Source organism: Serratia rubidaea, assembly GCF_016026735.1.
Classification (GTDB): Bacteria; Pseudomonadota; Gammaproteobacteria; order Enterobacterales; family Enterobacteriaceae; genus Serratia_B; species Serratia_B rubidaea.
Map to the genome: position 1 here is coordinate 3,862,584 of NZ_CP065640.1, position 13,823 is coordinate 3,876,406.

At 61.2% G+C, this 13,823-nt stretch carries 14 protein-coding genes; 4 read left to right on the top strand and 10 right to left on the bottom strand.

The features are described from left to right. Positions 1 to 26: 26 nt before the first annotated feature. The 3 genes from uspE to ogt all read right to left on the bottom strand — a co-directional run bounded on the left by uspE (position 27) and on the right by ogt (position 2,610). Positions 27 to 989: a universal stress protein UspE gene (gene uspE, locus I6G83_RS18125; protein ID WP_054305039.1), complete on the bottom strand. Its 963-nt coding sequence runs from the start codon at positions 987 to 989 to the stop codon at positions 27 to 29. Between the two features lie 126 nt (positions 990 to 1,115). Continuing rightward, positions 1,116 to 1,877, bottom strand: a complete 762-nt coding sequence (locus tag I6G83_RS18130; protein ID WP_054305040.1) for an FNR family transcription factor — start codon at positions 1,875 to 1,877, stop codon at positions 1,116 to 1,118. Between the two features lie 208 nt (positions 1,878 to 2,085). Further along, positions 2,086 to 2,610, bottom strand: a complete 525-nt coding sequence (ogt, locus tag I6G83_RS18135; protein WP_054305041.1) for a methylated-DNA--[protein]-cysteine S-methyltransferase — start codon at positions 2,608 to 2,610, stop codon at positions 2,086 to 2,088. 288 nt (positions 2,611 to 2,898) lie between these two features. On the opposite strand from ogt, the gene I6G83_RS18140 reads away from it, so the two are divergent. Together I6G83_RS18140 and I6G83_RS18145 are read left to right on the top strand one after the other, a co-directional pair. Further along, a complete protein-coding gene (locus tag I6G83_RS18140) occupies positions 2,899 to 4,644 on the top strand; it encodes a lysophospholipid acyltransferase family protein (protein WP_054305042.1) in 1,746 nt (581 codons plus the stop codon). Between the two features lie 211 nt (positions 4,645 to 4,855). After that, a complete protein-coding gene (locus I6G83_RS18145) occupies positions 4,856 to 5,578 on the top strand; it encodes a flagellar brake protein (RefSeq protein ID WP_054305043.1) in 723 nt (240 codons plus the stop codon). A 32-nt stretch (positions 5,579 to 5,610) separates the two neighbouring features. Here I6G83_RS18145 and I6G83_RS18150 read toward each other — a convergent pair whose 3' ends face one another. From I6G83_RS18150 to I6G83_RS18160, 3 genes are all read right to left on the bottom strand, one after another. Beyond that, positions 5,611 to 6,450 (bottom strand): PfkB family carbohydrate kinase, encoded by an 840-nt coding sequence (locus I6G83_RS18150; protein WP_054305044.1) that lies wholly within the window; start codon positions 6,448 to 6,450, stop codon positions 5,611 to 5,613. Positions 6,451 to 6,601: 151 nt separating this feature from the next. Then, positions 6,602 to 7,426, bottom strand: coding sequence for a D-alanyl-D-alanine endopeptidase (gene pbpG / locus I6G83_RS18155; protein WP_054305045.1), 825 nt, complete (start codon positions 7,424 to 7,426; stop codon positions 6,602 to 6,604). 125 nt (positions 7,427 to 7,551) lie between these two features. Further along, positions 7,552 to 8,466 (bottom strand): LysR family transcriptional regulator, encoded by a 915-nt coding sequence (locus I6G83_RS18160; RefSeq protein WP_054305073.1) that lies wholly within the window; start codon positions 8,464 to 8,466, stop codon positions 7,552 to 7,554. Between the two features lie 96 nt (positions 8,467 to 8,562). Here I6G83_RS18160 and I6G83_RS18165 point away from each other — a divergent pair, with 96 nt between their 5' ends. Further along, positions 8,563 to 9,132 (top strand): chromate transporter, encoded by a 570-nt coding sequence (locus tag I6G83_RS18165; protein ID WP_054305046.1) that lies wholly within the window; start codon positions 8,563 to 8,565, stop codon positions 9,130 to 9,132. After that, positions 9,129 to 9,650: a chromate transporter gene (locus I6G83_RS18170; protein ID WP_054305047.1), complete on the top strand. Its 522-nt coding sequence runs from the start codon at positions 9,129 to 9,131 to the stop codon at positions 9,648 to 9,650. Before I6G83_RS18165 ends, I6G83_RS18170 begins: the two co-directional genes overlap by 4 nt. Positions 9,651 to 9,684: 34 nt before the next feature. On the opposite strand, the gene I6G83_RS18175 is transcribed toward I6G83_RS18170, so the two are convergent. The 4 genes from I6G83_RS18175 to I6G83_RS18190 all read right to left on the bottom strand — a co-directional run bounded on the left by I6G83_RS18175 (position 9,685) and on the right by I6G83_RS18190 (position 13,774). Continuing rightward, positions 9,685 to 10,356 carry a dihydrofolate reductase family protein gene (locus tag I6G83_RS18175; protein WP_054305048.1) on the bottom strand — a complete coding sequence of 224 codons (672 nt, stop codon included), beginning with the start codon at positions 10,354 to 10,356 and terminating at the stop codon, positions 9,685 to 9,687. A gap of 62 nt (positions 10,357 to 10,418) precedes the next feature. Beyond that, positions 10,419 to 11,429, bottom strand: coding sequence for an alpha/beta fold hydrolase (locus tag I6G83_RS18180; RefSeq protein ID WP_054305049.1), 1,011 nt, complete (start codon positions 11,427 to 11,429; stop codon positions 10,419 to 10,421). A 119-nt stretch (positions 11,430 to 11,548) separates the two neighbouring features. Then, positions 11,549 to 12,721 (bottom strand): pyridoxal phosphate-dependent aminotransferase, encoded by a 1,173-nt coding sequence (locus I6G83_RS18185; RefSeq protein WP_054305050.1) that lies wholly within the window; start codon positions 12,719 to 12,721, stop codon positions 11,549 to 11,551. A 147-nt stretch (positions 12,722 to 12,868) separates the two neighbouring features. Beyond that, a complete protein-coding gene (locus I6G83_RS18190; RefSeq protein ID WP_054305051.1) occupies positions 12,869 to 13,774 on the bottom strand; it encodes a DMT family transporter in 906 nt (301 codons plus the stop codon). Positions 13,775 to 13,823 lie beyond the last annotated feature (49 nt).

The window sequence follows — 13,823 nt, forward strand, 5'->3', positions numbered from 1 at the left end:
TTGTTTTTTACGGCTGCGGCGCGGCCTCAGTCCTCATCGTCGTGCTCATCATCCTCATCGGCCTCAATCGGACAGTTGAAGTCTTCCGGCTTGATCACCAGCAGGTCGCATTTCAGATGATCGATCACATGTTCGGCGGTATTGCCGATAAACGCGGCGGAGATACCGGTGCGCCCCAGGGTGCCCAACACCACCACGCCGGCCTGCAGATGCTCGGCCAGATCCGGAATCACTTCCTCCGGCAGACCTTTTTCGACGTGGGTAAATTCCTCATTGATGCAGAATTTCTGGCGCAGCGCTTTCATGGCGATCAGATGCTGGCCGCGAATGGCGTCGTTGTAAACGCTGGGGTCAAAATCGGGGAGTTCGATGGCGATATTGATCGGCGTAACCGGGTAGGCGCCGACCAGATGGACTTCAGTCTGGTTAACGTTTTCCGCCAGTTCGACGGTTTCCTGCACCAGGCGAATATTGAGCGGGTCGTGGTACGGCTCCTCGCTGGACAGGTTAACCGCCACCAGCGCCTTGCCGCCTTCCGGCCAGGGCTGATCTTTCACCATCCACACCGGGCACGGGCACTTACGCAGCAGATGCCAGTCGGTCGGGGTAAAAATCACTGATTCCAGCCGGTCATGCTGATGCGCCATTTTCAGCAGTAAATCATGTTGTCCGCTCAGCACTTCCTGAATAATGGCCTCAAACGGACGGTTGTGCCAGACCACTTTGATTTCGATCGGCACGCCATCTTCCAGGTAAAAGCGACACTGTTCCTTGATCCATGCGGCGCGCTGGCTGATCACGCCCTGGCGCATCGCCGTGCGTTCATCGGGCGACAGCAGGGTGGTCATTTCGTAAGAGAAGTCATAGATAGGAAGGAAGGCCTTGATGCGCCCGCCATTCCGCTTGACCAGGTATACCGCACGGCGCAACGCCGGCTGGTCGTCCTGGTTGGGGTCAATAGCCACCAGAAGATTCTGATACATCGCCATTAGGGCCTCCTTACAGCTGAAATCAACAGTCTGTTAATTTACAGAGTAACCCAACATTGAAAAACAGAACAGTGGAGAGAGGATGAGCCGGATCAATAATTAGAAATTATTGATCCGGCGAGGGTATCAGACGGTGGCGACGCTAATGCGCGGGGTGCCGGCCAGCTGCGACAGCGCGTCCGCATTCTCAATGGTAATGTATTTGCCTTTGACGCTGAGGATTTCGCTTTTCTGGAAGCGGCCCAGCAGGCGGCTGATGGTTTCTACCGTCAGGCCGAGGTAGTTGCCGATATCGCCGCGCGTCATGGTCAGGCGGAACTCGCGCTGTGAGAAGCCGCGTTCGGCGAAGCGGCGCGACAGATTATAGACAAACGCCGCCAGCCGCTCTTCCGCGTTCTTCTTCGACAGCAGCAGGATCATATCCTGATCGCCTTTGATCTCGCCGCTCATCAGCCGCATGATCTGCTGACGCAGATTCGGCATTTTACCGGCCAGGTCATCAAGGGTTTCGAACGGAATTTCGCACACCATGGAGGTTTCCAGCGCCTGGGCAAAGCTCGGATGCTTCAGCGAGCCGATGGCGTCAAAGCCAACCAGATCGCCGGCCAGGTGGAAACCGGTAATCTGCTCGTCGCCCTGTTCGGTAATGGTGTAGCTCTTGATGGTCCCTGAACGGATCGCATACAGGGATTTCAGTTCATCACCGGCCTTGAACAGGGTCTGGCCTTTCTGGATCGGCTTCTTCCTTTCAATGATGTTATCGAGCTGGTCAAGCTCATGGGTATTGAGGGTGAAGGGGATACACAGTTGGCTGATGCTGCAATCCTGACAGTGGATCGCACAACCACCGGATTGGATACGACGGGTCACGCGTTTTTCAGGGATCATAGATTACGCTCACGCAATAATTGATATGTGTCAATTTTAACATCTTTTGCGTCAGCTGATAAGGGAAACAATAGTAAGAATAGGGGCATGTTGTGCGATATTTAATCAGCTCATGGCGCTTTTATGCTGTTAGCACGCTAAGCGTCGCTCTTTCGGGGCATGATGGCCGCGCAGGGGCGGCCATCATGATTAAGACGGGCAGAGACGGCTACAGCAACGCCTTGGGCAGAAAGCCTTCATGCTGCAGCAGCCACTGCTTGCGCGCCACGCCGCCGGCATAGCCGGTCAGCGCGCCCTGTGAGCCAATTACCCGGTGGCAGGGCACCACAATGCTGATGGGGTTGGAGCCGTTCGCCATGCCGACGGCCCGTGAGGCGGTCGGTCGGCCGATGCGTTTGGCCAGTTCGCCATAGGTGATGGTTTCCCCGCACGGGATACGGCGCAGCTGCTGCCAGACGGTGCGCTGGAACTCGCTGCCGGCGGTCATCACCGGGATATCGTTGATCACCGCCAGCTCGCCGGCAAAGTAGCGCTGCATCAGGCTGCTCAGGCCGCCGGGGTCGCGCTGCTCCTGCAGTCGGAAACCGTCGCGGCGGTAATGGGTGTTCAGCAGTCTGATCAGCTTGTCGTAATAGTCGGTCCAGTCGACGGCGCGCAGCTGACCTTGCTCATCGGCGATCAGCACCAGCTCGCCCACCGGGGTGGGCATCCGGTCAATTAAAAATGTCTGCATACGATCACTCCTCTTTACTGATGCCCCGATTATTGCATGAAACCCTGTACGGCGATGGCGGTTTTCGGACATTAACCTGCGCATTACCCACAAGGGATTACTGCGCCGGCGGCGGCGTATTTTTGAATCAGAGCCAAAGCCGAACTATGCTCAATACACCTGATGCCTTTTTCACCGCCCGGGATGGCGCGGCGCGGCGGGAGGTTTAATTTTTTCGTCATCTTTCTGACATGTCGCAGTCATACCGCTGGCTTACCGTTGCTGCGACTAGGCCAAGGAGATAACACGATGTTTAGCTTGGACACTTTGCTGCAAGACGCTTTTCCACATCGCAATCCCCCCGCCTGGCAGCGTAGCCTGCTGAGAAATCTGCTCTTCGAAAAAGAATTTAAACAGTTTGCCGCCGACTATCCGCACCTGCGCGGTCTGGATCTGGTGGAACAGGTGGTGGACTATTTCAACCTCAGCTGCGAACTGGTGGACGGCGATCTGGAAAACATCCCGAGCCAGGGGCCGGTGGTGCTGGTGGCTAATCATCCGATTGGTTCGCTGGACGGTCTGGCGCTGCTGCGCGCCGTGGCGGCGGTGCGTCAGGATGTGAAAGTGGTCGCCAGCCAGGTGCTGAGCTATATCGAACCGCTGAGCAGCCTGTTCGTGCCGGTCGATAATGTGGCGTACAAAACCAGCCGTCAGCAGATCCAGGCCATGCAGCAGCAGCTGGAGCGGCAGGGCGTGCTGATTATGTTCCCGGCCGGAGAGGTGTCGCGCATCAGCCCGCAGGGGATCCGCGACGGCCACTGGCATACCGGTTTTCTGCGACTGGCGGCTAAAGTGCGCGCGCCGATCGTGCCGATTCATATCAGCGCCCGCAACAGTACGCTGTTTTACCTCGCCTCGCTGGCCTATCGCCCGCTGTCGACGCTGCTGCTGGTGCGTGAAATGTTCCAGCAGCGCGGCGGCCGCATCAAACTGCGCATCGGCGGCCGCATTCCGTTTAACAACTGGCATGACGGCCACACCAGCGCCCGTGAGCTGGCCGGACGTTTTCGCCGCCATGTCTACCGTCTGGGCCAGGGAAAAAGCGGGCTGTTCGCCAGCGAATCACCGATTGCCCTGCCGGAAGAGCGTCAGGAGCTGAAAAAGGCGCTGAAGGCCTGCGAACTGCTGGGAAACACCCCCGACGGCAAAGCAATTTTCCTCTATCGCCGGCAGGACGACGCGCGCTCGCCGATCCTGCGGGAACTGGGACGGCTGCGGGAAATCGCCTTCCGCGCGGTGGGGGAAGGCTCCGGCCGCCGCCGCGATCTGGACAGCTACGACGACGACTATTATCACCTGGTGCTGTGGGATGAGGATGCGCTGGATATCGTCGGCGCCTACCGTTTTATCCCCACCGGCGAGCAGCTGGAGCGTAAAGGGTTGGCGGGCATCTACAGCAACAGCCTGTTTGACTATGACCGCGATATGATGCCGATACTGGCGCAGGGCATTGAACTGGGGCGCAGCTTTATCCAGCCGACCTACTGGGGAAAACGCGGGCTGGACTATCTGTGGCTGGGCATCGGCGCCTATCTGGCCAAGTATCCGCAATACCGTTATCTGTTCGGCCCGGTGTCAATCTCCGGCGGCATGCCGGCTGCGGCGCGGGATCTGCTGATTGCCTTTTACCGGCTCTATTTTGCCGCGGACAATCCGCTGGCCCAGTCGCGTCAGCCTTATCCTGCTTCGCTGCCGCAGGTGCTGGCGCAGTTCGCCGGCGATGATTATCAAGGCGATCTGGTACGGCTGAAGAGCCTGCTGAATAACCTGGGCTGCTCAATCCCGACGCTGTACAAACAGTACAGCGAACTGTGCGAGCCGGGCGGCGTACAGTTTATCGATTTCGGCACCGATCCGGCCTTTAATAACTGCATCGACGGGCTGGTGCTGGTCGATCTGTCCAGGCTCAAGCCGGCCCGCTATCAGCGCTATATCGCCATTCATCAGGCGGCGTCGGGCGCAGACGATCTGCCGCGCCAGCGCCCCGCGCCTTAACCCGTTATCCCTCCATTTACGCCGCCCCTGACGCCGCAACCGTCAGGGGCGCGCGCGCTTTTGTCCGCCGTCGCGCCGGCCCGGAAAGTGGTAAGTAGCAGATATCCCTTGGATTAGGTGTAAAAGTATGTAAATTTGACTTTAGGATTATTCCCAGTGATGATAAGCGTAAGGATTTTGTAAGCACGAGTGGAAAAGTCAGGAGAGACGAGTGGAGCAGCTCAATAACGGACTGTTTATCAAGCAAGAGCGTTTTGAAGTTCTGGCTATTTTGCGGGATATCTACAAGCAGCGCACGCCGATGCGCATCGCGAATCAACAACAGCAATTTTTCTACAGCCAGCTATTAAGTGTGGGCGCCGGCAATATCGTGTTTGACTGCAGCGACTGCCAGCAGTGCACCGGCGGCCAGCTGCAGGTGGTGGTTGAAGGCTATGATGCCAAAATTGAATTTTTGGTCGACAGCGCGGAGCGGGTGCGGCATCAGGAAAGCGAGGCGTTTTCCGCCCAGCTGCCGAAAGAGCTGAAGTATATTCAGCGCCGTCGCCAACCGCGGATTACCACGCCTTACTGGCGCGATTTCTACTGCCATGGCGAGTATCCCGACGGTTCCCCGCTGCAGCTGCGTATCCACGATATTTCCGTGGGCGGCGCTGGCCTGCGTCTGGACGGGGAGATCCCATCTTTCCTGCATCCCGGCTTTATCTTTCACAAAGTCCAGCTGAATCTGGACGGCTACGGCACCTTTAAAGTGAATATGGAGCTGCTGGCGATCACTGAAGATCACGACGTTAACGCGGAAGAAGAGGGAGAGAAGCGGCAGTTTTCCCGTCTTTCCTGCCGCTTTACCGATGTCAGTCCCATCACGATGCGCAAACTGCAAAGCGCCGTGTATGCCTTCGATCTGGACTTCAATAAAAAGAAAAAGCGTTAGAATCCCGGCGCGGCGTACCGCGCCGGCCTGCGTTACGCCGACGTCGACAGGCGGCCAATTTCTCCCCACCCGTAACGCGCCGCCTCTGTGAGTGCGGCGCAGACTTCGTCAATCGCCTGGTAAACGGCGTTTTCCGCCGGTTCCCCGGCCAGCAGCCGGCTGACCAGCAACGCGGTAAACATATCGCCGGTGCCTTTCACGTTGGCGTCAATCTTGCGGTGGCTGATGGCCTTGACCTCATCGGCGGTGACCCACAGCAGGCTGATATCCTGCGGCGCCGTCTGCTGGTCGGGGGCGCTGGTCACCAGCACCCAGCGGGTGACGTCATTCAGCAGCGCCCGCGCGGCGCTCACGATTTGTTCCCGGCTGGTCAGCGCCGTGCCGCTGATTTGCTCCAGCTCAAAGCCGTTGGGGGTCAGTCCGTCGGCCAGCTGCAGGAACGGTGAGCGATAGCAGTCAACCAGGCGCTGATTGACGTACACCCCCTCGCCGTAGTCGCCCATCACCGGGTCAATCACGATCAGCACCTGCGGGTTGAGCGCCCGGACGCGCCGCAGCCAGTCATCGAGCAGCCGGCACTGGCTGTCATTGCCCAGGTAACCGACGATCACCGCGCGCGCCTGCTGCGCCACGCCGCGCGCCAGCAAATCCTCGAGAAAACCGCCGAACCAGTCGTCGGGAATCACGCCGCCGTGCGGCGGGCCATAGTAGGGCGGGCAGCCGAACAGCACCGTCGGCACCTGCAGGGCCTGCAACCCTTTGGCCAGCAGGGTGCGGTAGGCAATGCCGTTGCCGACGCTGCCGTAAATAACCTGCGACTGAATGCTGATCACATCGATCGGCGCAGGCGACAAAGGGGAAAACTGTGGCATGGGCGCTTCCTTTAATCGAAAAGAGTCTGTCATCGATTATCGCGCTGCGCGCGGCAAGATGCGATAGCCAGATAGCGGAAGCGTCACGGCGGGAGAAAATATCGGCGCTGGCGGTCAGCAGGGCGGCCGCGCGGGACGCGGCCGTTCGGGATCAGGATTCCAGCCAGCTTTTCAGGCGGATAGCGTCGCTGTAGTGGCCGTAGCGCTGCTGTGAACCCAGCAGAATCATCACCACGGGCTGGCCTTTAATCACCGTGCGCACCACCAGACAGTGGCCGGCCTCGTTGGTGTAGCCGGTCTTCTGCAGCCGGATATGCCAGGCAGGGTTATTAATCAGGCCGTTGGAGCTGCGGTACACCAGTTGGCCGCGTCCGGGATGGACAATCTGCTGTTTATCCGTGCTGAAGGCGCGGATGGTCTGATAGCGATAGGCGTGGTTGACCATTTTCAGCAGATCGCGCGCGGTGGAGACATTGCGCGGCGTCAGCCCGGTCGGATCGCGAAAACGGGTGTGCGTCATGCCGATCTGGCGCGCTTTGCGGTTCATCCGCGCGACAAAGGCCGGTCGGCCGCCGGGATAGTAGCGGCTCAGCGCCGCCGCCGCGCGGTTTTCCGACGACATCAGCGCAATGTGCAGCATATCGCGCCGACTGAGGACCGAGCCGATGGTCAGGCGCGAATGGGTTTTCTTCAGTAAATCACGGTCGGCGCCGGTCACCTTGATTTTATTGCCCAGCGGGCGTTTGTTATCCAGCACCACCATGGCGGTCATCAGCTTGCTCAGCGAGGCGATCGGCATGCGTCGGTTGGCCTGCTTCTGATACAGCGTTTTGCCGGTTCTGGCGTTGACCACCAGGGCGGCGCGGGAGTGCAGGGCGAGCGGGGCAGCAGCCTGGGCGACGGAAACTGCGGACAGCATGACGCAGGCGGCTGCGGCGGCAATCAGCCGGCGGGAAAGAGAATTCAACAATGACATGACACCGTGACTTTTTGACTAAACGATTAACAGATACCGTCGTGAGTCTGCCGAGCAAATGTGGAGAAAATAGGGGGAACGGGGCGAGGTTTTGAGCAAACGCCCCGAGATTAATAATAAGCAGGCTATTTTTCTGCCGCCACCGCTTCGCTGACCAGATCGCGAAAGCGGCTGACGATCGGCGAGTGGCGATTGCTGCGCAGCGCCAGATACAGCGGTGCGCCGGGCGCATCGGCGTCGCTGATGGCGCGATAAACGATGCCGTCGCCGCCGAGGCGGCGCATCGAGGCCGGCACGATGGACAACCCCAGCCCGGCGCCCACCAGGCTGAGGGTGGCCGGCAGGCGCGGCGCCTCCTGCACGATGCGCGGGCTGAAGCCGGCGCGGTAGCAGGCGGCGAGAATGGCATCGTACAGCCCCTGTCCCGCCGGGCGACGGTAAAGAATAAACGCCTCGCTGGCCAGCGCCGCCAGCGGCAGCGGCGTCTGTGGCTCGTCAGCCAGCCGGTGGCCGACCGGCAGGGCGATCAGCATACTTTCGCGTAGCACCGGTTCGATACTGACGCCGGGGATCTCGCTGACCGGCGAACGCACAAAGGCCGCGTCAAGACGCTCATCAACCAAGGCGTCCATCAGTTCTCCGCTGCCGGCCTCTTCCAACTGGGTGGTGACATCCGGCAGGATTTCGCGGTAGCGGCGCAGCAGATTGGGTACGAACGGATGCAGCGCCGCCGAGCTGGTAAAACCGATGGCGATATGCCCCTGTTCGCCGCGGGCGGCGCGGCGCACCGCGTCTCCCAGCGTGGCGGCGCGCGCCAGCAGCGTCCGCGCCTCGTGCAGCAGCACGTTGCCCGCGTCGGTCGCACGTACGCCGCGCGGCAGGCGCTGCAGCAGCTGCACGCCCAGCTCCTCCTCCAGCCCCTGCAGCAGGCGGCTGAGCGGCGGCTGCTGAATGCACAGCCGCTCGGCGGCGCGGGTAATATTGCCTTCCTCAACCACGGTGACGAAGGCTTTCAGCCGGCGCAGTTCAATCATTGAGATACCTTTAAAGTATGGTTGATGTCCAGGAAATGCATTAGACATCATGGCATGCGCGCGCGCATCATACCAGCCATCAGATAATGAGCGAGAGACGTGATGGCAGAAACGAACGTGGTGAAGGGGCCGACAGAAGCGGCGGCGCCCGGCAATTGGGCGCTGTTCCAGGGTTTTCTGCTGCTGGGGCTGATCGGCTTCGGCGGCGTACTGCCGCTGGCGCGGCGGATGCTGGTTGAGGAGCGACGCTGGCTCAGCGGCGAGCAGTTTACCGAGCTGCTTGGCCTGTGCCAGTTTTTGCCCGGCGGCAATATCATTAATCTGTCGGTGGCGGTCGGCATGGAGTTTCGCGGCCTGCGCGGCGCCTGCTGCGCGCTGCTGGGGCTGATTTGCGCACCGACGGCGATTGTGGTCGCGCTAGGCGCGGTCTATGCGCGCTTTCAGAACGACGCGCATGTTCAGCATCTGTTCGCCGGGCTGGCCGCCGCCGCCGCCGGCCTGCTGCTGTCGACCGCGCTGAAGATGCTGCAGCCGCTGCGCGGCCGCTGGCTGGCGCTGGCCATTGCCGCGCTGTGCCTGCTGGCGATCGCCTGGCTGCGTCTGCCGCTGTTGCCGACCATGCTGACGCTGGCGCCGCTCAGCATTCTGCTGGCCTGGAGGAAATGGTTATGATCCCGCTGCTGATCGCGTTGGCGGTTATTTTTAGCGAGCTTTCTCTGATGGCGTTCGGCGGCGGTATCACCATCCTGCCGGAGATGCAGCGGCAGGTGGTCGAGGTGCATCAGTGGATGAGCGCGCAGGAGTTCAGCGCGCTGTTCGCCATGGCGCAGGCGGCGCCGGGGCCGAATATGATGGTGGTGCCGCTGATCGGCTGGCACGTCGCCGGCTGGGCGGGGCTGCTGGTGTCATCGCTGGCCAAGTTTGTGCCGTCATCGCTGGTGACCCTGCTGGTGATGCAGGGGTGGAAACGCTTTAAGGATCGGCCATGGCGGCGCTGCGTGCAGGCGGGGCTGGTGCCGGTGACGGTAGGGCTGGTCGCCGCCAGCGGCGCGTTAATCGCCGAGGCGTCGGCCGGCAACTGGCGGCTGGCGCTGCTGATTGGCGTCGCCACGCTGCTCGGTATGAGCAAGCGGCTGCATCCGCTGTGGGTGCTGGCCGGCGGCGCGCTGCTGGGGCTGCTGGTGGCCTGATGCCGGGCGCGGACAGCCTCTGCCCGCGCGCAGTTCACCAGGGATGCTCCGGCTCGCGGGCGCGTTCCAACGCAAAGGTGCCCAGCTCAATTTCCCCGCCGCGCTGGTAGTTGGCAATCACCACGCCGCTGGGGGTGCTGAGCGCTTTTTCCAACGTAAAGGCCATCGCCGTCAGCCCCTCGGCGAACAGCCGTTTGCCGTCCCCCAGCAGCACCGGATAAATCAGCAGCCGCAGTTCATCCACCAGATCGTAGGACAGCAGCTGCTGCACCAGCTCGCCGCTGCCCTGGACGATCAAATCCGGCCCGTCTTCGGCCTTCAGCGCGTTCAGCGCCGCCGGCACGTTCGGCCCCAGGGAGTGGCTGTTATGCCAGCAGAGCGTGTCGCTGTGATGGGTGGCGACATATTTGGTCGCCTGATTGAACAGGCAGGCGGCGTCGTAACTGATGCGGTCGAAACTGCCGGCGTCCGGGTCGCTTTCCACATAGGGCCAGTGCGCGGCGAAAATGTCATAGGTTCGGCGCCCCAGCAGCAGGTCGAACGGCCGCGAGAACAGGTCGCCCATGGCGGCGGCGATCTGGTCGTCCCAGTACGGCACCGTCCAGCCGCCGTAGCGAAAGCCGCCCGCGCGGTCCTCTTCCGGCGCGCCCGGCGCCTGCATCACCCCGTCCAGGCTGAGAAAGGCGCCAACGATAATCCGTCGCATAATGCTACCCTCGGTTGATTATTACCTTTTAAGGGTAGAGCGCGGGCGTCGACTCCGCCAATTCACCCCTGTGCGCGCAGCGCCTTCAGCAGCGCCTGATGGAATTTCTCCGGCTGCTCCATCTGCGGCGCGTGGCCCAGCCCCGGGAACTCGACCAGCGTTGCTTGCGGGATCAGCTTCGCCGCCTGTTTGCCCAGCTGATGATAGTTACCGACCTGCGCCTTGACCGCCGGCGGGGCGATATCGCTGCCGATCGCCGTGGTGTCGTCGGTGCCGATCAGCAGCGTCGTCGGCATCTGCAGGTTGTTAAATTCGTAATAGACCGGCTGGGTATAGATCATGTCGTAGATCAGCGCCGAGTTCCACGCCACCAGTCGTTTGCCGGGGCCGTTGTTCAGCCCGGCCAGCATATCGACCCAGCGGTCGTAGCGCGGCTGCCAGCGGCCGCCGTAGTAGGTGTGCTGCTCATACTGTTTAATGCCGGCGGCGCTGGTTTTCAGCTCGCGTTCAAACCATTGATCGACGCTGCGCCAGGGCACGCCTTTCGCCTTCCAGTCCTCCAGACCGATCGGGTTGACCATCACCAGCTGCCGCGTTTGCTGCGGGTACATCAGCGCATAGCGGGTTGCCAGCATGCCGCCGGTGGAGTGGCCGACCAGCGTGACCGTAGAAATATTGAGTTTTTTCAGCAGTGCGTGGGTATTTTGCGCCAGCTGCTGGAAGCTGTATTGATAATGCGGCGGTTTACTGGAACTGCAAAAGCCGATTTGATCCGGGGCGATCACCCGATAACCGGCGTGGCTCAGCGCCTTGATCGTCTCTTCCCAGGTGGCTCCGCAGAAGTTTTTCCCGTGCATCAGCACCACGGTCTGGCCGTTGGCGTCGCCGTCGGGCGCGACATCCATATACCCCATGCTGAGCGTCTGGCCCTGCGTACGGAAGCTGAACTTTTGCAGCGGATAAGGGTAGTGAAAACCCTGTAGTTCGACGCCGTACTGCGCGGTTGCCGCGGCGCTGACGGTGCAGGGCAGCAGCACGCCCGCCAGCAGGGCGCAACGGGAAAGCTTTAACATCCTGAAGTCCTTATAAAAAGCGAAAGAGTTGTGAGTATAGTGGCTAATAGGCGCGCACGGGGTAAAGAACGGTCAACGGGATGGCGCTAGCCCCGCCGTGACGACGGGGCGACGGGCGGTTACAGCTGTTTCTGACTGCGGAACTGTTTCAGGGTGTGGGCGACATAGGTCATCTCCTGCGGCGTCCCCAGCGAGATGCGGCACCAGTCGTCGGCCGGCGGGAACGCGCGCCCCACCAGAATGCCCGCCTGCTTCATCTGCTGCTGGAAGGCGGCGAGCGGCGTGTTGAGCTTAAAGAACACGAAATTGGCTTCCGACGGCAAATAGTCGAGGTTCAGCGCATCCAGCGCCTGCAGCAAGATTTGCCGCGAGGTATCGTTGCTTTTCTTGCTGTAGGTGACGAAGGCGTCATCGTGCAGCGAAGCCAGGGCGGCGTCCACGCCGCAAAAATTGATCTTCTCGCCGGCCACGTGATTGGCCAGGCGGGCGATCAGCGCCGGCTGCGCCACGGCGTACCCCACGCGCATGCCGGCCATGGCGTAGATTTTGGAGAAGGTTTTCAGCAGGATCACGTTGTCGGCGCCCTGTTTCAGCAGCGGGCCGACCGAGCGGAAGCGCGGATCGTTGACGAATTCGGCATAGGCTTCATCAACAATAAACAGCGTATTGGCCGGCTTGCTGGCGATCCAGGGTTCGATCGCATCGGCCGGCGTGATGGTGGCGGTGGGGTTGTTCGGGTTGACCAGATACACCAGCGACGGGCCGGCGTGGTTGGCGACCGCCTGCTTCAGCCCGTTAATATCGAACTGCCAGCCGGCCAGCATCGGCACCTTGGTGATTTTCATCCCGGCGATGGCGGCAAAATGCTCGCCGTCGCCGTAGGTCAGCGCCGGGATCACCAGCTGGGTATCCAGCGTGGCGTAAGCCTCGATGGCCGCGCGAATCCCCTCCGAAGAGCCGGCGGTCAGCAGAATAGACTCATCAGGCAGCTGATAGCGGCCGGCCAGCTGACTGCGCAGCGCAATAATTTCCTCTTTGGCGTAGCGGTTGGCCTTGACCACGGCGTCGCGCGCCGCCGCCTGCGCCCGCGGCGACATACCGAGCGGATTTTCATTGAAATTGATGCGGATAGGATGCTCGGCCGTCGGCGCGCTGAACGTCGCGGATGACGACGGCAGCGCATCGGCCAGGGCGCTGCGGCTCAGCCCCGCCAGCGCGACGCCGCCGGCCAGTGCGCCCGAAAGTTTTAATAACTGTCTGCGTTTTACATTCATTGTATGGCTGTCTTGCATCTGCACTTCTCCTTGCTGAAAAATTGTGGCAGGGAGCTGTGGCAGGAATCGTGCCAACTTATAACTCATTGATTTATAGGTGCAGCTATCCGACGTTGCCCGCTAACGCATCACGGTGGGCGGGCAGCTGCACCATGATGCGTGCAGTTATGCGACGCGGCGCGGCGCTAAGCGCCTGAACCAGCGGGGGTTACTGAACATCGCCAGGTTGCCGAGCAGGATCAGACACAGGCCGAGCACCGCGTTGCCATGCCAGACGTACCCTTCATACAGCGTCGAAATGGTCAGCGCCACCAGGGGAAACAGCAGGGTGCTGTAAGCGGCGGCGCTGGCGCCGATGCGCCCCAGTAGGCTGAAGTAGGCGGCGAACGCGATGACCGAACCGAAAATCGCCAGATACAGCAGCGACCCGAGGTAGCGGCTGCTCCACTCAATCTGGAACGACGCGCCCTGCGCCCAGGCCAGCAGCCCCATCAGCAGCGCGCCGTAGCTCATGGCGTAGGTATTGGTCGACAGAATATCCAGCCCGCGGCGCTGATGGCGGCTGCCGATCATATTGCCGAGCGAAAAGCCCAGCGTGCCGAGCAGGCACAGCCCCACGCCGCGCAGCAGTTCCGGCGCCGGCTGTGCGTCGCGCAGCTCGTGCCAGAACAGCGCGACAATGCCGCAGATGCCGAGCAACGCGGCGGGCAGCAGGTTCGGGCCGGGGCGCTGACCAAAGAAAATCCGGGCGTTCAGCGCATTGAACAGCACCGCCATGGAAAAAATCACCGACTCCAGCCCGCTGCCGATCGTGGCGGCCGCCAGATAGAAGCAGTAAAAATTCAGGCCGAACACGCAGCAGCCCTGCAGGATGCAGAACAGATGGTCCCGCAGGCTGATACGGCGTAGCCGGCGGGTCAGCAGCAGCGCCAGCCACAGCACCAGCGCGGCGATGACGAAGCGGTAACTGATGGAGACCGGAATGGCGACCGTCCCCTGTTGCTGCAGACTAATCGCAATCCAGGTGGTGCCCCAAATCAGCACCACCGCCAGGTATAACAACACATTCATCAGGTAAATACTCCGACGGGAAAAGGGCAAGAGGGGCGATTATGCGCGG